This window comes from Pelagibacterium limicola, assembly GCF_015694405.1.
GTDB classification, from domain to species: Bacteria; Pseudomonadota; Alphaproteobacteria; order Rhizobiales; family Devosiaceae; genus Pelagibacterium; species Pelagibacterium limicola.
This window is the reverse complement of sequence record NZ_JADQDB010000002.1, coordinates 562,940-583,742: the sequence shown is the minus strand read 5'-3', so window position 1 is coordinate 583,742 and position 20,803 is coordinate 562,940. Positions and strand designations below refer to the sequence as shown.

The following is a 20,803-nucleotide window of genomic DNA, read 5'->3' as shown; positions in this document are numbered from 1 at the left end:
AGTATGGCCCGGCCCGGAATCCTAGTCCCAAAAGGTACTATTCATGGGTTCATTGCCCGCTTGCGGTGTTCTGCCGCCCAAAGCGCGATGGCCACGCCGCCCAGAATGCCGATTGAGGCGATGGCGAGCCTGAGCGTGATTGCCTCGCCGATAAACAGCACTCCGCCCGCCGCAGCAATCGCCGGGACGGTCAATTGGACGGTCGACGCATTGACCCGAGACAGGGATGGCAGGGCGAGATACCACACGGCATAGCCGAGGCCGGATGCAATTGCCCCCGATGCCACGGCATAGGCGACGCCTTCCCACGCTACGCTCGTAGTGAGCAGCCCAAACCCGGTCAGAGCTATGGCAATGGGCACGCAGCGCGCGAAATTTCCGGTCGTGTCGGCCAGCGGCGATTTCGACCCGCGCCCGATGACCGAGTAAACGGCCCATGACGCGCCGGCCAAAGCCATAAGCACCGCGCCGAAGGGATGTGGCGCGGTGAGGCCGGGAGAGACCAGATAGGTCAGCGAGGCGAGGGCAACGCCGATGCCCACCCATTCGATGAGGCCGGGTCTGTCCCCCTTGAATACGGCCCAGCCGAGCATGCTCATCTGGACGCTGGTAAAAAGGATTAGCGCGCCGAGGCCCGCGCCGAGCATCAGATAGGCGATGGAAAAGAAAATCGCATAGCCAAACAGCGCCGCTGCGCCCGGCCAGCTCCCACCCATTTTCCGGGACCTTCCGGTGCCTGGGCCCCATGTCAGCAGCGGGTAGAGCAGGGCAGCACCCGCAATCAGCCTGATCCCGGTATAGCTCGCGGCATCGATAGCGCTGCCGGCCAGAGCCAGACGGGCCAGAACGGAATTGGCCGCAAAGGCCAGCATGGCGATCGCCGTCAGAACGATGATGCGCATCACGAATCCCCCAACTCCCGGTCGATATGATATCTGTCGACCGGGTTGAACGCCATCGGAGTCCAATGCATGCAGGCGGGCCTGAAAGGCATATTGATATCGGCGGTCGCAACCGGATGGATGGTTGCGGCAGGAGGATCGGCAGTGAGCAGGGAATGGAGTGCGCGCGAGATTGTCGCGGAAATCGAAAACTCCCGTCTGGCCGGGGAGATCAATGCGGTCATGGCGCTCGAGGCGGCATCTGAGGGCTATGGGCTCGGCCTCGATGAACGGATCGAGATCATTTTTGCGGGCGGGCAGGAGCTGTTCGGATATGACGGGGCGGGCGGTACCTACCATCTGTTGTCCGATGGCCGCATCCTCTACATCGATTCAGAGGGCTATGCTGGTGTCGTGGCGCGTGACTTCGATGATTTTGTCGGCATCACGACCGGCATTCCTGACTGGCAAACGGCGTTGAGGTTCATGGGCAAAGATACGCTCCATGGCGCCCGGACCGAGTGGACCGCTTTCCTCGTGCAATGGAATGTCCAAGCCCAGCAGGATCAGCCGTGGCCCTATATGCCGGAGTTATTCAATACTCCTACGCCGCGCCAGGGTCGCAAGGCGATAGCGGATTATTTCGGCTCCCCAATCCTGCCTGATGCCTTCGCGTCTCTCTATCGAGCGGTCAATACGCTTAATGCGGACGTGACGGTGTCGCCAAAAGGAGAACTCCCTTTTTTTGCTGTTCGGTCGGGTGATTGTGCTCGAGTAGCGGCGGTTCAAAAAGGCGCGATGAGACAATTGGGGCCATATGCGCGGCGGCACGGAGCCGATACAAGGGCCGGGATCGGTTTCGGGAGTCCCCATGTTCGGGTTTGAACTGCCAGTCGTGTTCGGCGCAGGGGTGCTGAGTTTTCTCAGCCCGTGCGTATTGCCGCTGGTGCCGGCCTATCTCACCTACATGTCCGGCGCGACATTTGAGCGGTTACGCGTGGAAGGCGTCCAGGGCGGCGCCCTTTACAGGCGCACGGCGATTACTGCGCTGGCCTTCGTTCTCGGATTTTCACTCGTTTTTATCGCTTTTGGGGCGACGGCGACGTTCTTTGGGCAGGCGTTACGCCGGGCGCTGCCGGTGCTCATGCCCCTGGCTGGTATCGTCATCATCCTGATGGGCCTGCACTTTCTCGGAGTGTTCCGTATCTCGGCGCTGTACCGGCAGTTCAAGCTCGAAGGGCCGAAAATCGCCAGCGGGCCGCTCGGTGGCTTCCTGTTGGGACTGGCCTTCGCAATTGGCTGGACGCCCTGCATCGGGCCGATCCTTGCTGCAATTCTTACGGTGGCAGCCAATCAGCAGACGGCATGGGAAGGCGCCGCGCTGCTTGCCGTCTATTCTGCCGGGCTCGGATTGCCATTCCTGCTCGCGGCGCTGGCGCTTGGTCCTTTCCTCTCGTTCTTTGACGGGTTCAGGAAGCACCTTGGAGCAGTCGAGAAGGTGATGGGAGGGCTACTCGTTATTGTCGGTGTGATGTTCATCACGGGCAATTTCACGCGCCTGGCCTTCTGGTTCCAGGCCAACCTGCCTTTTCTCAACCAGTTCGGGTGAATGGCCCATACGAGCGATTACCTCGTCGATGCCAGCCAGTAGCGTCTGGATTTCTTCCCTGTTCATATCGGGGACCATCAGACGTGGTCCCGGACCCTCGGTGGCCAGCCGGTCGCCCGTATTGCGCAAGGGGCAGAGTTCGAGTGACAGACAGCCGCAGCCGATACAGCCCGAAAGCATTTCGCGCAGCATCAAGAGCCTCACGACGCGTTGATCGAGATCGGCGCGCCAGTGTGCGGCCATGCGCTCCCAATCAGATCGGCCAGGTGCATGATCGCCGGGCAGAACGGCCAACGCTTCGGCAATCTGATCGAGCGCCAGTCCCAGCGCCTGTGCCGTCTTTATGACACTGACCCGCCGGAGCACGTCTCGGGAGTAGCGCCGCTGGTTGCCCGAGGAGCGGTCGCTGCTGATAAGTCCACGGCGCTCGTAAAAATGCAGTGCCGAGACAGCAACGCCGGCTCGTGCGGCGACTTCTCCGACGGTCAGGCTCTGTTTTGGCGGCGCATTTCCCCTCGCTTGCTGGCTCATGATCTCCCCTCGAAAATAGCTTGACCTCAACTAAGGTTGAGATTTTATAACCTCGATCCGTTACTGGCAACAACGCAAACGACCGCCGGTTTCATGAGGCTTTTCAAGCTGTTGGAGAAACGGATGCTAGAGTTGATTCATTACATCCATATCGTTTCAGGCTCCATCTGGGGCGGCGCCGCCGTTGTGGGGACGCTCGTATGGAATCCTGCATTGCGGGCGCTGCCGCCGGAAATGATAAAGACCTATTACAGGGCCGTCGGGTTGCGCGGCCGCCGGGTGATCGGGCTAGCGGCGATGGTGGCCATGCTGTCGGGGTTGGTGCGCGGCTACGTTGGCGGCGGCGTTACTTCGTTCGCAGACCTGCTGGCCCCCTACGGGCTATACATGATCGCGGCGCTACTGGTGTTCCTGGGGATCCGGTTTTACGGCATCAGGAATGGCAAAGCGGTGATGGCTGCACTCGCGGCAGGAGAGGATCCGCGTCCTGCCATGGCGAGCACGTACAGGATGGACGTTCTCGTTTATCCCGGAGGCGTTTTTGTGCTGCTCGGGATCATGGTGATCATGCGCATGGGCCTCTATTGACGGTTATTTCCCGTTTACCATCTCTGTTGCTTCCCGAGTACAACACGGAAATCCGCACGTTTGATCCTTTCACGAAACGGGGGATTTACGGTTTTGTCTGATGGTTGGCTCCCGTAGCTGGTGGGGGGACACATGAGCGCGGTCACTGCTGTAGAGCAGGTAATAGGGGAAAGCGCGGCGCCATTGAGGGTGCCGGGAATTTCCGTCGTCGTTACCGAGCGGATCGAAGAGGTTGAGGCGGCTTGGCGCCAACTGGAGGCCCTGGGTATCGATTGCCCCGGTCAGGGGCTCGATTTCGTGAGGACGTGGCTCGATACGTTCGCGGTGCGGAAGGAAGATCGCGTTTTCGTGCTTGCCGCGCTCAACGACCGGCCCGTTGTGCTGCTGCCGCTGTATCGCAAGCGGTGGATGGGCTTGAGCGTCGCCACATGGCTAACAGGTGATCACCTGGGCCAGCAGGCGCCGCTGGTCGACAAAGGTGCCTTTGCTGCCATGTCGGATTTCGACCGGCATCAGGTATGGAATCGGCTCGCCCGCGTGGTACTCGACACCGACCTCATCAGTCTTCCCAATGTTCCCACGGATATTGCCCGGCCGACGGGGCTTGCGGACCTTTTCCATTCGATGAAGGGAGCCGACAGGGGGTATCGTGCGCGATTTGAGAGCTGGGAGGAATGCGACGGGGCGCAGCGCAACAAGCATCGGCGAAAGGTCGATCGCCAGCAGGCGGCAAAACTGGCAGCTCTGGGCGTGCCGCATTTCGAGGTTCTCAAGCCCGGTGATCCTGTCGATGACGTCATCGAAACCATGTTCGCGCAGAAAGCCGTGCGGTTCGGGGAGATGGGCATTGCCGATCCCTTCGCGCCGCCGCACGTGCGGGCGTTCTACAGGGACGTATTCGATCGGGCAGGGGGCGTACTCCATGTCCTGCGGCTCGATGGCGAGGTGATTGCCGTACGCTACAACCTTACGGCCGGCGGGGGGCTTTACTGTCTGATTTCATCGATGACCACGTGCGCCGCAACCCAATCGGGTTCGCCCGGCAAACAGTGTCTGCTCGGCGTCATGCAGTCGGCATTTGACGAGGGCTATGCGTTTGTCGATCTAGGGCGCGGGGAGAATGACGAAAAGCGCCAATGGTGCAACGAGCGGGTTGAGCTGGGCCACTATTGCCATGTTCTGACTCCGCTCGGTCATATCGCATGGATCGTCCAGCGGTTGGGCGAGCACGTACGGGCCTCGGTCAAAGGCAATCGCAATTGGTTCGCGTTGGCCAAGCGGCTGCGCAGAGGTGTAGCGGGCGGCAAGAGCTAGCTGGAGGTAGCCGCAACCCAGCGCGTAACGAGGGCTTTAAAGGCATCCGCGCGGTTGTCGATATCTTCGAGCGATGTGAACTGTGCAACGCCGCGATCGGATGCAGCCCATTTGAGCAGGCCATCTGGATCGAGATGTTTGAGATCGGCTTTGTCCTTTACCTTGGCGCCCCGGTGAAAAACAACCTGCACAGCCTTTGGCGGATAGAGCTTTAGGGTGACACAATCGTCTCCGCCCGCTTTGAAGCTTGGTGCCTTCCATTTGACGTGCTCATCGAGCGAAGGAACTGCCGTCACGATGAGCGCGCGTACACGATCGATTTCAGCGCGGAGCGGATGAGCAAGTGAGTCCAGAAACGCGTCGACCCCATTCATTTCAAATCAGCCTCATCCCCCGCAATGAGCTGTGCCCCGAGCGCCCGATGATCAGGTGATCGTGAATCTCGATGCCTAGCGGCTTTGCAATATCGACGATCTGGCGGGTCATCTGGATATCGGCGGACGAAGGTGCCGGGTCGCCCGAGGGGTGATTATGCACGAGAATGATCGCGGTCGCCGAGAGCTCGAGCGAGCGCTTGATAACCTCGCGCGGATAAACCGGGGTGTGGTCCACGGTTCCGGTCTGCTGCACTTCGTCGGCAATCAGCCGGTTTTTCTTGTCGAGAAACAGGATGCGGAACTGTTCCTTGGTTTCATAGGCCATCTGCGCCGTGCAGTAATCGATAACGTCCGACCATGATCCCAGGATCGGCTTGTTCTGGATAGCGTCTCGGCCGATACGCTGGGTGGCGGCGAGAATGACCTTCAGATCGGTGATCGCGGTAGGTCCCAGGCCATCTATCTCTTCCAGCAAATGCGCTGGAGCGCCCAGAGCTTCGGAAAAACTCCCGAACCTTTCGAGCATGGCTTTGGCGATGGGTTTGGTATCGCGCCGCGGCAGAATGCGGAACAGGATGAGTTCAAGCAGTTCGTAATCCTGCAAAGCCGCCGCGCCGCTCGTCACAAACCGTTCCCGCAGCCGTTCGCGATGGCCAAGATAATGTGGCTGGACTTCCGCAAGGCCCGCCGCGTCGGACTTGCCTTGCTGCCTGCGCCTCATGCTGCCCTGGCGCCAAGCGGGTTGAAGATGTTGCGGGGAGAGAGCGTGAAGATTTCCGCGCCGGTTTCCGTAATGCCGATTGTGTGTTCGCACTGGGCGGAAAGCGTCCGGTCACGCGTTACCGCCGTCCAGCCGTCGTTGAGAATTTTCACCTGCGGGCGGCCGAGGTTGATCATCGGTTCGATGGTGAAGACCATGCCCGGCTTGAGTTCGACGCCCGTGCCGGGGTTACCGAAGTGCATGATATTCGGCTCGTCGTGAAACAGCCTGCCGATTCCGTGGCCGACGAAATCCCGTACGACGCTGGTCCGTTCCGCTTCGGCGTATTGCTGGATAGCGGCGCCGATGTCGCCGGTCGTGTTGCCCGGCCTTGCCGCCTCGATGCCGCGTTCGAGCGCTTCATAGGTCACGTCGATAAGCCGCTCCGCCTTGCGCGAGATTTCGCCCACGGCATACATGCGGCTCGAATCCCCGTGCCAGCCATCGAGGATCAACGTCACGTCGATATTGACGATGTCGCCTTCACGCAGCGGCCGGTCCGACGGCATCCCGTGGCAGACGACGTGGTTGATAGAGGTGCAGCACGAATAGCGGTAGCCGCGATAGTTGAGCGTCGCGGGGATCGCGCCGTTATCGCGCGCGAACTCGTAGATGAACCTGTCGATCTTGTCGGTCGGCATGCCCGGCTCAACCATCGCGGTCACGCGATCGAGCACTTCGGCGGTCAGCGCGCCGGCCTTTCGCATCCCGGCGAAGCCTTCCTCACCGTGCAGCGGGATAATGCCGTGCATCCGCTTTTTCTTCGATGTCGCTTCGACGTAGGTGGTCATCGTGGCCTCATCTGATCGGGGCAACCCTAGCTCCGCGTCCGAGCGAAGGGAAGGGGGGTAGAAAGGCTTATGCCGTCCTTCGCTATATCGGTCGCGTAGCACAACGCTTCAACGCCCTGCGCGGTGGCAAGGTCAAACGCAGCCGCATAAGCAGGATCCAGATCGGCGGCGAGTGCGAAGGCCGAGCAATCGGTGCGCTGGACGACGTAAAGCATTACGGCGCGGAGCCCCTTGGCTTTCATGGCGGCCAATTCGGCGAGGTGCCGGGCCCCGCGCACGGTCACCGTATCGGGGAACTCGGCTAGGCCAGGCTGGCGAACGAGATGGACGTTCTTGACCTCGAGATAGCAATCAGGGCGCCCCTCTCCGCTCAAAAAAAAGTCGATACGACTCTTTTCGCCATAACGGACCTCTGGCCGGACGGTGGTGTATCCCGCCAGTTCGCTGATAAGTCCCATTTTCAGCGCTGCGGCGACAATACGGTTCGGATGCGCGGTATTGATCCCGACCAAACCGGTCGGCAGCTCCACCAGTTCCAGCGAATAGGCGAGCTTGCGCTTGGAATCGTCCGATTTCGATAGCCAAACGGGCAGTCCGGACATATTGAGCCCGATCATCCCGCCCGGATTGGCACAATGGGCGGTAATCGCCGTGCCATCCTCCAAAATGATATCGGCGAGGAAGCGCTTGTAGCGTTTGACAAGCGTGCCGCGAATGAGGGGCGAGGAGAAGCGCATGGCCGTTTGCCTATACGGCTCGGTGGCGATTGGATAGGCTTATCCGGTAAGGTTGTCGAGAGAAAGCCATGACCAAGCCTGTCGATACCTCGATCCTCGCCGGAAAGACTGGACGAAGCTGGGAGCAATGGCTCGCGTTCCTACAAAACATCGATGCAGAGCACATGAGTCACGCGGCCATTGCCGAGCGGATCGTCGCCACCGGTGATGCGAGCGGATGGTGGGCACAGACGATCACGGTCGCTTACGAGCAACATATCGGCCGCCGCCAGCCCGGTCAGCGCTCGGATGGCAGTCATGAAGTGTCGGTGAGCAAAACCGTGCCCGGCTCTCCCGACGATGCGCTGGCACTTTGGAAGGTGCGGGCAGGCGCGTTGGAGACAGACGGCAGCGTCGAGTTTGCCGAACCTGCGAGCACCTCCGGCAGCCAGAAGTGGCGCTATTGGCGCCGCCCACTCGCCGATGGCTCGCGGCTGAACGTCACAATCGGCGAAAAGCCGGGCGGCAAGGCAACGATCGCGCTGACGCATGAGAAACTTGCAGGGCCGGATGAGGTCGAGGATTGGCGCGGGTTCTGGAAGGCTCGGCTTGCCGACCTTGCCTCGCGGTGAGCCCACTCGCCGGTGCGCGGTTCTGGAGCGCCTTGCCTGTCGATAACCGCTGCAAGTTTCGTCTATTGCTTGATTTCCCCCGCTTGTGCGGGCATCCATGCCAGTTCCTCTCATAAGCGATCGCGTCCATGAGTCAAACCGAGGTCACTGCAGGTCTTCTTGTCATCGGCGACGAAATCCTTTCGGGCCGGACGAAGGATTTGAACATCGCGGCGACGGCGGAATTCTGCACCGATCTCGGGATTGCGCTCACCGAGGTGCGGGTGGTGCCCGATATCGAGGATATGATCGTCGAGGCGGTCAACGCCTTGCGGGCCCGATATCGCTATGTGTTTACCACCGGTGGAATCGGCCCCACGCATGACGACATCACAGCCGATGCCATCGCCAAGGCATTCGAGGTGGCACTGCCGATCAACGATCAGGCACGTGCGATGCTCGAAGCGCGATGGAAGGAGACCGGGACCGAGGTCACCAATGCCCGTTTGCGCATGGCGCGCATCCCTCAAGGGGCCGATCTGATCGTCAATGCGGTGTCTGCTGCGCCCGGCTTCCGTATTGGCAATGTCTATGTGATGGCCGGAGTGCCGGTGATCATGAAGGCGATGCTGGAGGCCATCGCCCCCACGCTGGAGGGCGGACGCAAGGTCGAGAGCCGGACGGTGAGTGCGGGCGTGGGCGAAGGGGCATTGGGCGATCCGCTGGCGGAAATCCAGTCTCGCTACGATGACGTCAAGATCGGGTCTTATCCCCAGATGGGGCATACGCATATTCTTACCCATCTCGTGCTGCGCAGCTCCGACCTTACGCGGCTGGATGCGGCAACCGCCGAAGTGCAGGCCCTCGTCGACGGGCTTCATGCCAAAAAGAATATCACGCTTCCCAAGGAGCCATATTGATGAACCAGCCCAACAAGTCCTTCCCGGTGTCCTGGGATCAATTCCACCGCGATTCGCGTGCGCTTGCGTGGCGCCTGACCAGCGAGGGGCCGTTCCATGCTATCGTCGCGATCACGCGGGGCGGACTGGTGCCGGCCGCAATCATTGCGCGTGAACTCAATATCCGCGTGATCGAGAGTGTGTCGGTCAAGTCGTATGACCACCAGAACCAGGGCGAAGTCCGGGTGATGAAGTCTATCAATCACGATCTCATTGCAGCCGACGCTTCGAGCAAAAAACTCCTCATCATCGACGATCTCGTCGATACGGGCGCGACGGCCCGCGCGGTGCGCGACATGCTGCCTCATGCCCATTTCGCCACCGTCTACGCCAAGCCGCTCGGCCGGGAGATGGTCGATACGTTCATTACCGAGGTCAGCCAGGACACGTGGATCTATTTCCCGTGGGATCTTGATTTCACCTATGCGCCACCGATCACCGGGGGCACCGACTGAACAATGCTCATCAAGCTCGAGGTTCTCGAGAAGATCAAATCGGGCGAGATCACCCTGCAGTTCCGCCGCTGGCGAAAGCGCACGGTCAAACCCGGCGGTACGCTCAAGACGAAGGTGGGCGTGCTGCAGATCGGTGCGATCACGCCGATCAGCGCTGGGGAGGTTACGGACGCAGACGCGAAGCGCGCCGGTTTCCGCGATGTTTCCGATTTCCTTTCGTGGCTTGAGACGATGAAGCCCGGCGACCTCGACCGTATCGAAGTGCGTTATTTGGGCCCCGATCCGCGCGAGGAGCTGCGATCAGATAATGCACTCGATCCGACAAAGCTCAGTGGTATTGTCGCCGAACTTGCAAAGATCGATGCACGCACCAAGATCGGCTGGAGCCACGCAGCCCTCTCGCTGATCGCAGAAAGGCCGGGAGTGCGCGCCGAAGCTCTGGCGGGCGAAACGGGATTGGAAAAGCCCGTGTTCAAGGCGAGTGTCCGGGAATTGAAGGCGCTTGGTCTCACCGAGAGCCTTGAGACCGGTTACCGCTTGTCGCCGCGCGGGGAAAAACTGCTGGCGCTTCTCAAAGCCTAGGCGGGGCTTGTCATTTCGGATCGGCCCTGTATGTGAGGGGCATCTGCCGCGGGCGTGGTGGAACTGGTAGACACACAAGACTTAAAATCTTGAGGGGGTATCCCCGTGCGGGTTCGAGTCCCGCCGCCCGCACCAAGCGCATGATACCAAAAGGGACCAGCCTGCGGTCGGCATGCCGGTCCCGGGTTTGACTTCGTTCCTGCTATTCAGCCGGAACGGCCTTGGGATTTGCACCTCTGGGGAAGTGCTTGGCATTGAGCCTAAAGACCAGCCAGACCGCCGCTAATTGAAACGCCAGAGCCAGCGCCGAGAGCGCGATATAGGTTGCTGACCCTTTTTCCAGTATCCCCGCCGGTACGAGGCCGCGATTGATATAGAACTGGAGCATCACGTTCATGGCGACCGGCGGGCAGACCAGGGCATAGGTGCCCGCTGACTTGTCTACTCCTGTGACGAACTTGCCGAAATATCCGAGTTTGCCCAGCACTACGCAACCGAGGAGGCCGACCGCGATCTGGATGGCCAGCATGACCGTGAGAAATGTGAACTGGCTTGTGGATGCCGTCGGGTCGAAGTGCTCGTGCGCACCGTGTCCGAGCCGCAGGACCGCAATCGAAATCACCGTGACGATGGGAATCGCGACCCAAAGTGTCGGCGCAGCTTGAAGATCCACGCCGTTCTCGAGCATGGCCTTGAACCCAAGAACGATTTGAATGGCACCGAGAAGGACTGCAGCGGTGATGAATATGATGGATAGGATGTAGGCGATCCCCGCGGTCGCCAGAACGCCGCTCATCGCGGCAGGTGCAGCGAGCCCGACGCCAATCATTGCCAATGCAAACGACGGCATAAGCTGGCTCAGGCTGTTATTCTTTTCGGGGTTGAATCCGCCAGAGACCAGGACGCGACCGAAAAAGTCCCCAAGGAGTTTAAAGGCATAAACACCTATGGCAGCAAAGACGAGAATCGCGACGGGAAATAGGTACTCGACGACCGACCAGAGGCCGGGCACGAAGACGAGGCCGAGAACAAATGCAGCGTTCATTGCCATAGCAAGCGCGAGCGGCGCGGCAAGAAGTTGGGTCTCGGCGTTGGAATTGCGCAGCTGAGTGTAGGCTGCCGTTTTCCGAAAGTGGGAGAGTTGAGCGAAATTCCAGGCGAGCAGCCGATAGTGCAGGGCAGCAAACAATGCAACGCCGATCCAGGCGACGGCGATCATCGTGCGATCGAGGACGCCTCCTGTCTGAAACGCACTTAATATGTCTTCAAAGATCGGTACCGCCTGCCCGGGGTGGGGTACCCAAAACATGAGGTAGAGGAAGAAGGATACCGACAGGCCACCCGCGCCGAGGGCGGCAAGGAAATAAAGAGGAGAGTATCGCTCGCCAAGAGCGTCAGGCATACGGGGGATCATGCGGTGCTCCATATATTCGTAATTTAGAAGATTCGAATATTATTAGCGCACAGTTGCGGCATTGATCCAGATCAAATAGCCGGCGAAGCCTCGACCGATGCGATTGAATCTCTGGAGAGAAATCTGAGGGGGAAGTGATACGGATGGTAAGAAGCGATGCCGCTTTGTGGCGACATCGCTCTTTGGAGAACCTACTGAGCTGCAGGCGCTTCCAGGAGAACGGCGAATTCTTCGCGCGAGAGCACGCCGTCGCCGTCAGTGTCGAGAATATCGAAATCTTCCTGGGTAATGGCGGGGAGGGCCACCTGAAGTTCCTCGAAGCTGACTACACCGTCCATATTTGCATCGATGGTATCGAAATCGACGCTCTGGGCCAGTGCCGGTGCGGCAACGGAAAGGCCTAGCAGGGCGGCAAGAGTAATAACGGTCTTCTTCATGGGAATTTCATGCTCCATGTATCGTTGAAAAACGGCGGAGCGGGGATCCACCCGCCGACGATTCCGCCCGTTCGCGAAACCGTGATCGGATCGTGAGCGGGATACGTGGCGGAGACTTGGCCCTCATAAGGCCATCACACGGAAATTTATAGGCAATTTTGCCCAGCTTTGGCCGTGTTTGGGCAGACCCGTTCGATCATGCGGCGGTTGCGGCCGGGGATTCTCGCTCAGGGCGGGCAATCGAGAGCTCGCACATGGGCTGTTGTATGATCTCGCGCAGAAGGCAGACGCCCCGGGTCCAGCGCGCAAGCATCAATGGGTCGGAGGGAGGTATGTTGCCCGAGCGAGCACAAGAGATGACAGCTGCGGCCTCTTCGACCGGAAGCGCCATCACGTTGTGATACAGCGTTAGCGCGTCTGCGTGGGGATCGTAGGCCGATTCGACCTTCTGGTCGCGAAAGGCCCATACCAGCATGAGAGCGAGTTCCTGGCGTGATGGTGCGTTCATACCGTCTTTCTCCGTCGGGCTCTGTGGCAGAGACAATATGGCACCAGAGAGGGTCACCAATTACTTTCCGGCCGGGGAACACTGTGCTCATGGTGAACAGAGCATCACCCAGTCTTTTCAAATGCCGGGAAGGGGTTGACCCTCACGTGGCGTGAGAGCCTAAGACCCTGGTCCTGCGGAAAGCGCGGAGAAGGAGGCGGACGATGTACACAGTCAAACGGGTTGCAGAACTGGCAGGGGTTTCGGTCCGCGCCCTGCATCATTATGACGCCATCAGTTTGCTCCGACCCGCGCATACCGGCACCAACGGCTATCGCTACTACGATCGCGAAAATCTGCTGCGCCTGCAACAGATTCTCATTCACCGCGAATTGGGCATCCCGCTCGCGGAGATCGCGGATATTCTGGACGATCCGGGCTTCGATAGGCTCGAAGCGCTCATGAAACAGCGCGAAAGGATCGCTGGCGAGACCCAACGGCTGTCCGGGATGTTGAGGACGATCGACCGCACGATCGCCGAACTGAAAGGAGATCGCGCCATGAAGGACGCCGATTTGTACACGGGGATCGTCGATCCCAAAAAGCAGGCCGAATACGAGCGGTGGCTCGTCGACACCTACGGGCCGGACATGGCCGATCGCATCGCGCAGAGCAAGGCCGTCATGGCCTCGCAGCCCGAAGGGGCGATGCAACAGCAGATGGCTGAACTTGAGCCCATCGAGCGGGGCCTCGCCGAAGCCATGCAGCGGGGCATCGCCGCGGATGATCCCGTCAACGATGCGCTCATCGAGGCTCACCGCGCGTGGGTGGGCAAAATGTGGGACAAGCCGTGCCCACCGCAGGCCTATGCCGGGCTCGCGGACATGTACCTCGCGCATCCGGACTTCGCTGCCCGCTATGAAGCCATTGCGCCGGGATTCACCATCTGGTTGACCGAGGCGATGAAATCCTGGGCTGCGCGGCAGGGTTGATGGCCCTGACATTTCAGCCTCAGGTCGGCTAATTTGAACGCTCCTTGTTGAAATAAGACAGGGAGCGTTTTCGAAAGTTGGGGGGTAGGAAATGACCGGGGCGATCAGCGCGATGCGCAACCTGGGCAAGGTCACGCAGGCCATGCTCATCGAAGTCGGCATCCCGGACGCCGAAGCCTTGCGTGCGGTGGGCGCGGTTGGTGCCTATCTCAGGCTCAGATTTGTGTTCGGCAACCGCGTATCCCTCAACGCGCTCTATGCAATGGACGCGGCGTTGACCGGGAGCGATTGGCGGGAGGTGTCGCCAGAGCGCAAGGCCTGGCTGCGTGCAGCGGCCGAGTTGAAACCTGGCGACTGAGGGAACCGCGGTCCTGCTTGGACGTTCCATTTTCTCCTTGGAGAGCCTTGTCTTTCTGATATCGATTATATGGTCGGCTCGGTGGAGCCTTATTGGAGTCCTCCGATGTCGAGATTGATTGTTCCGCTGTGCCTGCTCGTTATCGCCTCGTTCCCCACACAGGCGTGGGCCGAGCGTGCCGACCCGCCGATCTGGATCGTGCGGAACGCCGATTCCGTCGTCTACATGGCCGGAACGGTTCACATGATGCGCGGAGAAGACAACACCGGCCTCGCTCTTTATTCCGAACTGGTCGCCAAATCCGACGCGGTCTGGCTCGAGATCGCCGATATTTCCAATCCCCCGCCCTCCATGTTCGCCCTTATCGCGCAATACGGTCTCTCACCGGAGCGGCCGTTGACGGACGTGCTCGAAGACGCCGATCTAGAGGCGCTTGCGGCATTGCTTGCCGAACATGGCGTTCCGCTGGAAAGCTATTTGGACGCACGTCCCTGGTTTGCCTACCTTCAGGTCACCGGGCTGGTACTGGGGGCCGCGGGCTTCGATCCCGCGCAGGGACTGGACATCTACATCGAAGAACTGGCGCGGAGCCATGCCATTCCGGTCCATGGGTTCGAATCCTTCGAGGGACAATTTCAGGTGTTTGCCGACATGGACGAGGCAACGCAGGTCGGGCTGCTGCGCGAAGTATTGTTCGAGGCGGACAGATCCATTGAGGAACTCATTGTCAGCCTCGATGCCTGGACGACAGGAGATCTTGCTCCCCTCGAAGCCATTCTGGAAGAGATGCGCCGCAGTTCTCCCGAGTTCTACGATGCACTGCTGGTCGAACGGAATCGCGAGTTTGCCGACGGCATCGAGGCCATTCTCCAAGGGGAGGGCAGGGTGATGGTCGCAGTTGGACTCGCACATTTTGCCGGGCCGGACTCGATACCTGCCATCCTCGAGGACCGAGGTTATTCGGTAGAATACCGCTAAGAGAGCCGCTCAGCGGCCTGCGTTACCAGTTCCTCGACGGTATTGGCCACGTCGAGCATAAAGCCGTTCTCGTCTTCTCCTAGCAGTTGAAGAGTCGCAAACTGGCTGTCGAGTAGGGCTGCAGGCATGAAGTGGCCGGGGCGGTTCGCCTGTCGTTTGGCAATGACGTCCTTGTCGCCGTGCAGCAAAATGAAGGCGATGGACTCACCGGCTTTCTTGACCAGAAAATCACGATAGTCGCGTCGCAGAGCCGAGCAGGCGCAGACCACGCGGCCCCGCGTATCGGCTGTGTTGCGCATGGCATCGGCCACGATTTCGAGCCAGGGCCAGCGATCCTCGTCGGTGAGGGAGCGGCCCCCTCGCATCTTTTCCACGTTAGCGCGCGGATGGAAATTGTCTGCATCGAGAAACGGCAGCCCGAGCGCTTCCGCCAGCTTTTCGCCAATGGTCGTCTTGCCGGACCCGGAGACACCCATAACGACGATGAGCCTCGCTGCGTTGGCCGCCGAACTCGTGGCATACCCCATGTGGCCCTCCTCGTTCCTGCAATCGATTACAATTTCATCTATACCGCAACCAAGCTGCGAGAAAAGCTCTCGCGCTGGCGGCCTAAAAATTTTACATCCTATCGGCGGCGTTTGCATCGGGCGTTTTGACGTTGAGGGCCCACTGTGCGAAAACCCATTGCCACTTATGGAGATAGTGATGACTCAGGCAGATATCGGGCTGATCGGCCTCGGCGTAATGGGCGAAAATCTGGCGCTCAACATTGCGGATAATGGCTATAAGGTTGCGGTCTACAACCGTACCGCGAGCAAGGTCGATGCGTTCCTTGAGTCGGCGGGCGATCTGGCCGGCAATGTAATGGGCAGCGGCGATCTGGCAGCCTTCGTGGGCATGCTCAAAGCCCCCCGATCGGTCATCGTCATGGTCAAGGCCGGCGAACCCGTGGACGCCGTCATCGCCGAGCTCCGGCCGCTGCTGGAAAAAGGGGATGTCATCATAGATGCCGGCAATGCCAATTACCACGACACCGTGCGCCGGTTCGCAGAGCTCGACGGATCCGGTATCGGATTTCTGGGCATAGGCGTCTCGGGCGGTGAAGAGGGGGCTCGGCATGGCCCTTCCATCATGGTCGGTGGCTCGCAGGCCGAATGGAAGAACGCTGAGGCGGTGCTGACCGCCATTTCCGCCAAGTTCGATGGCGAGCCATGCTGCGCCTATCTGGGAACTGGCGGGGCAGGTCACTTCGTCAAAACGATCCACAATGGCATCGAATATGCCGACATGCAGATGATCGCTGAAATCTACGGGGTGATGCGCGATGGCCTGGGTATGTCCGCATCCGAGTGCGCCAAAGTGTTTAATGACTGGAATGCGGGGCCACTCGATTCCTATCTCATCGAAATTACCGGCCACGTTTTGGACGCTGTGGACGAGGCATCCGGCCAGCCGCTGGTCGATATCATCCTCGATTCCGCAGGCCAGAAGGGCACGGGTCGCTGGTCGGCCATCGAGGCGCTGAACATGGGAGTGTCGGCCACGACGATCGAAGGCGCGGTTGCGGCGCGTTCAATCTCCTCGATGAAGACCGAACGTATCGAAGGCGAGAAGCTCTACGGCGCCGCGGCCAAGGGCAAGGCGACGATCTCGCTAGAGACATTGGAAAAAGCTCTGTTGGCAGGAAAAATCGCGGCCTACGCCCAGGGCTTCGCGGTCATGGCCAAGGCTTCGGAGGAAAACGGGTGGAACCTGCCACTCGACGTAATCGCGAAGATCTGGCGCGCGGGCTGCATCATCCGCTCGCGTTTCCTTGATCAGATTTCCCAATCCTTTGCTTCAGGAACTGCCGCCAACCTGCTTACCCAACCTGCCTTTGTTGAGCTAATGAAGGAATGCAATGGGGCGTTGCGTGCCGTGGTCGCCACTTGTGCGGTCAACGAGATGCCGGCGCCTTGCCTTTCTTCCGCCCTTGCCTATTTCGATGCCTATCGGCAGGCGAATGGTACGACCAATCTTACCCAGGGCCAGCGCGATTTCTTCGGTGCTCATGGATTCAAGCGGATCGATAGGGAAGGCGACTTCCACCACAAGTGGCCGAGCCTCGTGGCGAAATAGCTGTCAGCTATTACCGCTTTTTACCTCATCGGGTGGTTCGGTTCCGTCTTCCGCTCCCGGCAACGGCTCGGTATCTGGCCGGTTGACCGCCTGGCCGCTCGGCGGGGGCGGCGGCACGACGGGTTTTTCGGCCTTGTGGGTCGGTGCCTGCCATATGTTGAAACGTAGCGCGGCGAAGATGAACAGCAAAGCGCTGCCGGCGACCATGAGACCTGCGGTGAAGAATGGTGCGCCGGGGAAATAGGTCGGCGCAGCATCCGAGGTAAAGAACCGGAATAGCTGCGTTGCTCCCACCGGTGCGATAATTGCGGTCAGGGAATTGGTGGCATTTACAGCCCCCTGCAGTTCGCCCTGCTGGTTCGCCTTCACATTATTGGACAGCAGCCCCGTGAGCGAAGGTGCGGCCACGGCGCTGAACGATCCCACAACCAGGAAGAACCAGAGCCCCAGAACCGTATCGATCAACGAGACGCCAATAAACGCGAAGACGGCGAGCCCAAGTCCGGTGAGGATCGTTCCGGCCACGCCGAAATAGCGGATCGCCGGGCCAACGAGCACGGCTTGGGAAAGCGCGAAGAGAATGCCGAAGACCCCGAGCGACCGGCCGACCTGTGAGGGTGTCCAGTCGAACTGGCGGATGGTGTAGAAATTCCACATATTGGGATAGGTCTGCCCAGCGAGTGCGAACAGGAACAGCGCGCCCAGCAGAACCAGGACGATGGGCGTATGCCGAAAAGCCAGGATTGCGCCAAAGGGGTTTGCGCGCTTGAGATCGAAGCGGCGGCGGCGGAATTTCGAGAGGCTTTCAGGCAGGACGAAAAAACCGAACACCACATTTGCTGCCGCCAGGGTCGCCGCGAGGTAGAAGGGCGCGCGCGGACCGAACTCGCCCAATTCCCCGCCGATGACGGGACCCACAATCAGCCCCAAGCCGAAGGCCGCGCCAATTAGGCCAAAGCGCTGCGAGCGCTTTTCCTTGGGCGTTATGTCGGCCACATAGGCGGTTGCCGTGCCCACTGCCGCCCCGCAGATACCCGAGAGCATTCGGCCAACGAACAGCCAGATAAGCGTGGGCGCCCACGCCATCAGGAGATAGTCGAGCGAGAGGCCCACGAGCGAAAGCAGGAGAACCGGCCGACGTCCCCAGCGATCCGACAGATTGCCCAGAATGGGGGAAAACAGAAACTGCATGGACGCATAGACGAAGACCAGATACCCGCCGATCACGGCGGCATCGGCGACGTTGTGCCCGTCTGTCAGCTCAAGGATAAGCCCGGGGAGCACGGGCAGGATGATGCCGAGCCCCACGATGTCCAGAAACACCGTTATGAGGATGAAGACGAGAGGCAGCCGCGACTGGGGATTTACGCGCATTTGGCCCTTTTTGCGGTCGATAACTTGAGTTCAATTGGCATGGGCGTGAGGGGAAACGCAACCCCGCCGTTATGGTTCTATTATGGCAGCAGAGAGCGGATCGTACCCGTAGAGCCAGGCGAGGCGTTTGAGGTGTCCTTCCGGCCCCTCGGTCCTGATAACCAGATCGCGCGCCAATGAAAAAGGCGCGCTCATATGGAATATGTGGCCGTTCCGACGCGAGACCGCCTGCACACGCCTTACGCGTTCCTGCCTGAGCGCTGCATAGCGCTTGAAAGCGTGCTCCGCGTTGGGCGCGGAAACGAGCAACGGCGCAAGAACGGTTGCGTCCTCTATGCCCATTGCCGCTCCTTGCGCCTGGAACGGCAGCATGGCGTGGGCGGCGTCTCCAATGAGACCCATCGGACCCTTGTGCCAGTTCTCCGTCTCGACCGCCGACAGTATCCATGGCGTCCAGGTGCCTTGGGCCGCGGTTAGAATTGCCGCCAGCCGCTGGTCGTTGACGTTCCGTAGCGTTGGTGTGCCCTTTTCGAGCGTCGCAAGCCGGCTTTCTGGCTCCTGCACAAACAGCGCCAGATTGACTGCATTCCGATACGGCAAGGGGTAGACAACGAGATGATGGCGCGGGCCGAACATGACGCTCACGCGATCAGATTTGACGATGTCGGCGAGCTTATCGGGGACAACCAGTGTACGCCAAGCGACCTTGCCCGAATAAACGGGATCGGCTCCTTCCATCCATCGGGTGCGAACCACCGAGCGTACGCCATCGGCACCCACGAGCGCGAACGGCGCAACGGTCCGCTGCCGCCCACCATGCTCCTCAAATGCGATTGCGATCCTTCCGTCCGCGTCGTCGATCGTGAAGTGCTCGACGCCGAAGGCGATTTCAATATTGGCGAAGCGCTTGGCGGCAGCAAAAAGCACCTCGACCACATCCGCGCGGTGCATGACCGCATAGGGTGCGCCAAACCGTTCGGCAATCGTGGCGCCGAGTGTCAGCGTTTGCAGCGGCGCATCGGACTTATGGGGATATAGGTCGATGCCTTCGGGACGGAAGCTGACCTGCTCCAGCGCTTCATCCAGCCCCAGCCGGATAAGGCATTTGCGGGCATTGGCGCTGATCTGGAGGCCAGCGCCGAATTCGGAGGTCTCAGCGTTGCGCTCGATCACCAACACCTGCGCGCCAAACTTGGCCAGGGCGAGAGCAAGCGTCAGACCGGAAATCCCGGCGCCGATGATAACGATGGTACGAGGTGCGCCCATTCGGCGCTCCGGCTTCAAGCGTTTTCGAGGTGGAAAACAGCGCTCGCCGGGTCGGCGGAACCGGCGGGCAGGCTGGGATCGTAGACGTAAAGGGTCGAACAATACGGGCAGACGATTTCGTTGTCCGCGCCCATGTCAAGGAAGACGTGGGGATGATCGAATGGCGGCTTGGCGCCCACGCACTGGAATTCCTTGGCACCGATCACGATGCGTGCCAGTCCTTCGGTATTGTGGAAGTGCGGGGTGCTGTGTTGTGCCATGATCGCGTCTATCCGGTGCGCCAAAGTTGGCCGGACCATAACGGCTGGAGGCCGCAAATGCCAGTGGGCAGATTGGCGCGGTTGGTCTCGATAAAGCGCGCTGTTAAGACAGGCCGAAAGCAGAGTCAAAGGAATCACTTATGCCGGTATTTGAGTCCGAAGGTTTCACGCTCGCCTACGAAATATATGGCGAGGGACCGCCGATTGTCGCGGTCCACGGCTTCGGTTCTAACGGCATCGTCAACTGGGTATCTACAGGATGGGCGGAAACCCTGACCGGCGCCGGGTATCGCGTAGTCACGCTGGACAATCGCGGCCACGGCAATTCTGAGAAGGTGTACGATTCTGGCCGATATGATGCGCGTGAAATGGCAAGTGATGTCGTCAACCTCGTGGATCACCTTGGCTATGGGAAGGTGGCATTGATCGGTTATTCGATGGGCGCGCGGATTTCGGCCTTCGTCTGCATCCAGAGCCCGGAAAAGGTTGCTTGTGCGATCTTCGGCGGGCTGGGCGCGAATATGCCGACGCCGACGCTCGACAGTGACGAAATCATCGCTGCGCTCGATGCCCCATCGCTATCCGAAGTGACACACCCCACGGGCCGCCAATTTCGCATCTTCGCCGATCACACCAAGAGCGATCGCAAGGCGCTCGCTGCATGCATGGCCGGCTCGCGCACGCCCGTGCCGGTAGAGGACCTGCGGGGTATCGTTGCGCCGGTCCTCGTTGCTGTAGGCAGCGAGGATACGGTAGGCGGCGATGCGCAGACTCTCGCGGATATGCTGCCAAATGGCGAATCGCTGGTTATCGAGCGCCGCGACCACATGCGCGCGACCGGCGATCCGCAATTCAAGAAAGGCGCTCTCGAATTCCTGGCGCGCGTTTACCCGACCTGAGCGCCAGGATGATAGTGCCGGCTCCTGTGATAGCCCGGAGAAGCGG

25 protein-coding genes, 1 tRNA gene and 1 pseudogene are annotated in these 20,803 nt (G+C 60.2%); 14 read left to right on the top strand and 13 right to left on the bottom strand.

Annotated features, from left to right (window positions below):
* Positions 1 to 41: 41 nt before the first annotated feature.
* Positions 42 to 902, bottom strand: coding sequence for a DMT family transporter (locus tag I2G20_RS06015; protein ID WP_196258758.1), 861 nt, complete (start codon positions 900 to 902; stop codon positions 42 to 44).
* A gap of 144 nt (positions 903 to 1,046) precedes the next feature.
* Here I2G20_RS06015 and I2G20_RS06010 point away from each other — a divergent pair, with 144 nt between their 5' ends.
* Together I2G20_RS06010 and I2G20_RS06005 are read left to right on the top strand one after the other, a co-directional pair.
* A complete protein-coding gene (locus I2G20_RS06010; RefSeq protein ID WP_196258757.1) occupies positions 1,047 to 1,766 on the top strand; it encodes a hypothetical protein in 720 nt (239 codons plus the stop codon).
* Complete coding sequence (locus tag I2G20_RS06005) at positions 1,753 to 2,490, top strand: cytochrome c biogenesis CcdA family protein (protein ID WP_196258756.1); 738 nt, start codon at positions 1,753 to 1,755, stop codon at positions 2,488 to 2,490. Before I2G20_RS06010 ends, I2G20_RS06005 begins: the two co-directional genes overlap by 14 nt.
* A gap of 75 nt (positions 2,491 to 2,565) precedes the next feature.
* Here the strand turns inward: I2G20_RS06005 and soxR are convergent.
* Positions 2,566 to 3,021 (bottom strand): annotated as a pseudogene (gene soxR / locus I2G20_RS06000) (redox-sensitive transcriptional activator SoxR); the annotation flags it as partial.
* A 123-nt stretch (positions 3,022 to 3,144) separates the two neighbouring features.
* Between soxR and I2G20_RS05995 the strand changes: the two are divergent.
* Entirely contained in the window at positions 3,145 to 3,609 is a 465-nt protein-coding gene (locus I2G20_RS05995) for a hypothetical protein (protein ID WP_196258754.1), read from the top strand.
* A 132-nt stretch (positions 3,610 to 3,741) separates the two neighbouring features.
* Positions 3,742 to 4,923, top strand: a complete 1,182-nt coding sequence (locus I2G20_RS05990; RefSeq protein ID WP_196258753.1) for a GNAT family N-acetyltransferase — start codon at positions 3,742 to 3,744, stop codon at positions 4,921 to 4,923.
* Here I2G20_RS05990 and I2G20_RS05985 read toward each other — a convergent pair.
* Genes I2G20_RS05985 through sfsA form a run of 4 tightly spaced genes read right to left on the bottom strand, consistent with a single transcriptional unit; the run spans position 4,920 to position 7,588 of the window.
* The gene (locus tag I2G20_RS05985; RefSeq protein ID WP_196258752.1) at positions 4,920 to 5,297 is read right to left on the bottom strand and encodes a DUF1801 domain-containing protein; all 378 of its coding nucleotides are present in this window, start codon (positions 5,295 to 5,297) and stop codon (positions 4,920 to 4,922) included. The two genes, I2G20_RS05990 and I2G20_RS05985, sit on opposite strands and share 4 nt — an antisense overlap.
* A 1-nt stretch (position 5,298) precedes the next feature.
* Positions 5,299 to 6,021, bottom strand: a complete 723-nt coding sequence (gene radC / locus I2G20_RS05980) for a RadC family protein (protein WP_196258751.1) — start codon at positions 6,019 to 6,021, stop codon at positions 5,299 to 5,301.
* On the bottom strand, positions 6,018 to 6,851 hold the full coding sequence (gene map, locus I2G20_RS05975) for a type I methionyl aminopeptidase (protein WP_196258750.1): 834 nt from the start codon (positions 6,849 to 6,851) through the stop codon (positions 6,018 to 6,020). Before map ends, radC begins: the two co-directional genes overlap by 4 nt.
* A gap of 26 nt (positions 6,852 to 6,877) precedes the next feature.
* Positions 6,878 to 7,588, bottom strand: a complete 711-nt coding sequence (gene sfsA, locus I2G20_RS05970; protein ID WP_196258749.1) for a DNA/RNA nuclease SfsA — start codon at positions 7,586 to 7,588, stop codon at positions 6,878 to 6,880.
* Positions 7,589 to 7,656: 68 nt separating this feature from the next.
* On the opposite strand from sfsA, the gene I2G20_RS05965 reads away from it, so the two are divergent.
* The 5 genes from I2G20_RS05965 (at position 7,657) to I2G20_RS05945 (ending at position 10,309) form a co-directional block, all read left to right on the top strand.
* Positions 7,657 to 8,199 (top strand): hypothetical protein, encoded by a 543-nt coding sequence (locus tag I2G20_RS05965; RefSeq protein ID WP_196258748.1) that lies wholly within the window; start codon positions 7,657 to 7,659, stop codon positions 8,197 to 8,199.
* Positions 8,200 to 8,327: 128 nt separating this feature from the next.
* On the top strand, positions 8,328 to 9,098 hold the full coding sequence (locus tag I2G20_RS05960; protein ID WP_196258747.1) for a competence/damage-inducible protein A: 771 nt from the start codon (positions 8,328 to 8,330) through the stop codon (positions 9,096 to 9,098).
* Entirely contained in the window at positions 9,098 to 9,592 is a 495-nt protein-coding gene (gpt, locus tag I2G20_RS05955) for a xanthine phosphoribosyltransferase (protein WP_196258746.1), read from the top strand. Before I2G20_RS05960 ends, gpt begins: the two co-directional genes overlap by 1 nt.
* A 3-nt stretch (positions 9,593 to 9,595) precedes the next feature.
* A complete protein-coding gene (locus I2G20_RS05950; RefSeq protein ID WP_196258745.1) occupies positions 9,596 to 10,174 on the top strand; it encodes an ASCH domain-containing protein in 579 nt (192 codons plus the stop codon).
* A gap of 48 nt (positions 10,175 to 10,222) precedes the next feature.
* Positions 10,223 to 10,309: transfer RNA gene (locus I2G20_RS05945), tRNA-Leu, on the top strand.
* Between the two features lie 67 nt (positions 10,310 to 10,376).
* Here the strand turns inward: I2G20_RS05945 and I2G20_RS05940 are convergent.
* The 3 genes from I2G20_RS05940 to I2G20_RS05930 form a co-directional block, all read right to left on the bottom strand.
* Positions 10,377 to 11,588 carry a TsoY family (seleno)protein gene (locus I2G20_RS05940; RefSeq protein ID WP_196258744.1) on the bottom strand — a complete coding sequence of 404 codons (1,212 nt, stop codon included), beginning with the start codon at positions 11,586 to 11,588 and terminating at the stop codon, positions 10,377 to 10,379.
* Between the two features lie 191 nt (positions 11,589 to 11,779).
* Entirely contained in the window at positions 11,780 to 12,025 is a 246-nt protein-coding gene (locus tag I2G20_RS05935) for an EF-hand domain-containing protein (RefSeq protein ID WP_196258743.1), read from the bottom strand.
* 196 nt (positions 12,026 to 12,221) lie between these two features.
* Positions 12,222 to 12,533 (bottom strand): hypothetical protein, encoded by a 312-nt coding sequence (locus I2G20_RS05930; protein ID WP_196258742.1) that lies wholly within the window; start codon positions 12,531 to 12,533, stop codon positions 12,222 to 12,224.
* Between the two features lie 203 nt (positions 12,534 to 12,736).
* Here I2G20_RS05930 and I2G20_RS05925 point away from each other — a divergent pair, with 203 nt between their 5' ends.
* From I2G20_RS05925 to I2G20_RS05915, 3 genes are all read left to right on the top strand, one after another.
* Positions 12,737 to 13,504: a MerR family transcriptional regulator gene (locus tag I2G20_RS05925; protein ID WP_196258741.1), complete on the top strand. Its 768-nt coding sequence runs from the start codon at positions 12,737 to 12,739 to the stop codon at positions 13,502 to 13,504.
* A 91-nt stretch (positions 13,505 to 13,595) separates the two neighbouring features.
* Complete coding sequence (locus I2G20_RS05920) at positions 13,596 to 13,862, top strand: TfoX/Sxy family DNA transformation protein (protein ID WP_196258740.1); 267 nt, start codon at positions 13,596 to 13,598, stop codon at positions 13,860 to 13,862.
* A 105-nt stretch (positions 13,863 to 13,967) separates the two neighbouring features.
* Entirely contained in the window at positions 13,968 to 14,840 is an 873-nt protein-coding gene (locus I2G20_RS05915; protein WP_196258739.1) for a TraB/GumN family protein, read from the top strand.
* Here I2G20_RS05915 and I2G20_RS05910 read toward each other — a convergent pair.
* Positions 14,837 to 15,367 (bottom strand): gluconokinase, encoded by a 531-nt coding sequence (locus I2G20_RS05910; RefSeq protein WP_196258738.1) that lies wholly within the window; start codon positions 15,365 to 15,367, stop codon positions 14,837 to 14,839. The two genes, I2G20_RS05915 and I2G20_RS05910, sit on opposite strands and share 4 nt — an antisense overlap.
* Positions 15,368 to 15,545: 178 nt before the next feature.
* Between I2G20_RS05910 and gndA the strand changes: the two genes are divergently transcribed.
* Positions 15,546 to 16,958, top strand: a complete 1,413-nt coding sequence (gene gndA / locus I2G20_RS05905; RefSeq protein ID WP_196258737.1) for an NADP-dependent phosphogluconate dehydrogenase — start codon at positions 15,546 to 15,548, stop codon at positions 16,956 to 16,958.
* A 3-nt stretch (positions 16,959 to 16,961) separates the two neighbouring features.
* On the opposite strand, the gene I2G20_RS05900 is transcribed toward gndA, so the two are convergent.
* The 3 genes from I2G20_RS05900 to I2G20_RS05890 all read right to left on the bottom strand — a co-directional run bounded on the left by I2G20_RS05900 (position 16,962) and on the right by I2G20_RS05890 (position 19,858).
* Positions 16,962 to 18,332 carry a TCR/Tet family MFS transporter gene (locus I2G20_RS05900; RefSeq protein WP_196258736.1) on the bottom strand — a complete coding sequence of 457 codons (1,371 nt, stop codon included), beginning with the start codon at positions 18,330 to 18,332 and terminating at the stop codon, positions 16,962 to 16,964.
* A gap of 69 nt (positions 18,333 to 18,401) precedes the next feature.
* Positions 18,402 to 19,598 (bottom strand): FAD-dependent oxidoreductase, encoded by a 1,197-nt coding sequence (locus I2G20_RS05895; protein ID WP_196258735.1) that lies wholly within the window; start codon positions 19,596 to 19,598, stop codon positions 18,402 to 18,404.
* 14 nt (positions 19,599 to 19,612) lie between these two features.
* On the bottom strand, positions 19,613 to 19,858 hold the full coding sequence (locus I2G20_RS05890; RefSeq protein WP_196258734.1) for a zinc-finger domain-containing protein: 246 nt from the start codon (positions 19,856 to 19,858) through the stop codon (positions 19,613 to 19,615).
* A 140-nt stretch (positions 19,859 to 19,998) separates the two neighbouring features.
* Between I2G20_RS05890 and I2G20_RS05885 the strand changes: the two genes are divergently transcribed.
* Positions 19,999 to 20,757 carry an alpha/beta fold hydrolase gene (locus tag I2G20_RS05885; RefSeq protein ID WP_196258733.1) on the top strand — a complete coding sequence of 253 codons (759 nt, stop codon included), beginning with the start codon at positions 19,999 to 20,001 and terminating at the stop codon, positions 20,755 to 20,757.
* The last annotated feature ends 46 nt before the right edge of the window (positions 20,758 to 20,803 follow it).

Bases quoted from the DNA above. Each gene is read 5' to 3' on its own strand.
- I2G20_RS05930 (WP_196258742.1), bottom strand. From the start codon at position 12,533: ATGAACGCACCATCACGCCAGGAACTCGCTCTCATGCTGGTATGGGCC.
- I2G20_RS05990 (WP_196258753.1), top strand. From the start codon at position 3,742: ATGAGCGCGGTCACTGCTGTAGAGCAGGTAATAGGGGAAAGCGCGGCG.
- gndA (WP_196258737.1), top strand. From the start codon at position 15,546: ATGACTCAGGCAGATATCGGGCTGATCGGCCTCGGCGTAATGGGCGAA.
- I2G20_RS05895 (WP_196258735.1), bottom strand. From the start codon at position 19,598: ATGGGCGCACCTCGTACCATCGTTATCATCGGCGCCGGGATTTCCGGT.
- sfsA (WP_196258749.1), bottom strand. From the start codon at position 7,588: ATGCGCTTCTCCTCGCCCCTCATTCGCGGCACGCTTGTCAAACGCTAC.
- I2G20_RS05890 (WP_196258734.1), bottom strand. From the start codon at position 19,858: ATGGCACAACACAGCACCCCGCACTTCCACAATACCGAAGGACTGGCA.
- I2G20_RS05985 (WP_196258752.1), bottom strand. From the start codon at position 5,297: ATGAATGGGGTCGACGCGTTTCTGGACTCACTTGCTCATCCGCTCCGC.
- I2G20_RS05925 (WP_196258741.1), top strand. From the start codon at position 12,737: ATGTACACAGTCAAACGGGTTGCAGAACTGGCAGGGGTTTCGGTCCGC.
- I2G20_RS06005 (WP_196258756.1), top strand. From the start codon at position 1,753: ATGTTCGGGTTTGAACTGCCAGTCGTGTTCGGCGCAGGGGTGCTGAGT.
- I2G20_RS05940 (WP_196258744.1), bottom strand. From the start codon at position 11,588: ATGATCCCCCGTATGCCTGACGCTCTTGGCGAGCGATACTCTCCTCTT.
- I2G20_RS05950 (WP_196258745.1), top strand. From the start codon at position 9,596: ATGCTCATCAAGCTCGAGGTTCTCGAGAAGATCAAATCGGGCGAGATC.
- map (WP_196258750.1), bottom strand. From the start codon at position 6,851: ATGACCACCTACGTCGAAGCGACATCGAAGAAAAAGCGGATGCACGGC.
- I2G20_RS05960 (WP_196258747.1), top strand. From the start codon at position 8,328: ATGAGTCAAACCGAGGTCACTGCAGGTCTTCTTGTCATCGGCGACGAA.
- I2G20_RS05910 (WP_196258738.1), bottom strand. From the start codon at position 15,367: ATGGGGTATGCCACGAGTTCGGCGGCCAACGCAGCGAGGCTCATCGTC.
- I2G20_RS05915 (WP_196258739.1), top strand. From the start codon at position 13,968: ATGTCGAGATTGATTGTTCCGCTGTGCCTGCTCGTTATCGCCTCGTTC.
- I2G20_RS06015 (WP_196258758.1), bottom strand. From the start codon at position 902: ATGCGCATCATCGTTCTGACGGCGATCGCCATGCTGGCCTTTGCGGCC.
- I2G20_RS05920 (WP_196258740.1), top strand. From the start codon at position 13,596: ATGACCGGGGCGATCAGCGCGATGCGCAACCTGGGCAAGGTCACGCAG.
- I2G20_RS05900 (WP_196258736.1), bottom strand. From the start codon at position 18,332: ATGCGCGTAAATCCCCAGTCGCGGCTGCCTCTCGTCTTCATCCTCATA.
- radC (WP_196258751.1), bottom strand. From the start codon at position 6,021: ATGAGGCGCAGGCAGCAAGGCAAGTCCGACGCGGCGGGCCTTGCGGAA.
- I2G20_RS05885 (WP_196258733.1), top strand. From the start codon at position 19,999: ATGCCGGTATTTGAGTCCGAAGGTTTCACGCTCGCCTACGAAATATAT.
- I2G20_RS05995 (WP_196258754.1), top strand. From the start codon at position 3,145: ATGCTAGAGTTGATTCATTACATCCATATCGTTTCAGGCTCCATCTGG.
- I2G20_RS05965 (WP_196258748.1), top strand. From the start codon at position 7,657: ATGACCAAGCCTGTCGATACCTCGATCCTCGCCGGAAAGACTGGACGA.
- I2G20_RS05935 (WP_196258743.1), bottom strand. From the start codon at position 12,025: ATGAAGAAGACCGTTATTACTCTTGCCGCCCTGCTAGGCCTTTCCGTT.
- gpt (WP_196258746.1), top strand. From the start codon at position 9,098: ATGAACCAGCCCAACAAGTCCTTCCCGGTGTCCTGGGATCAATTCCAC.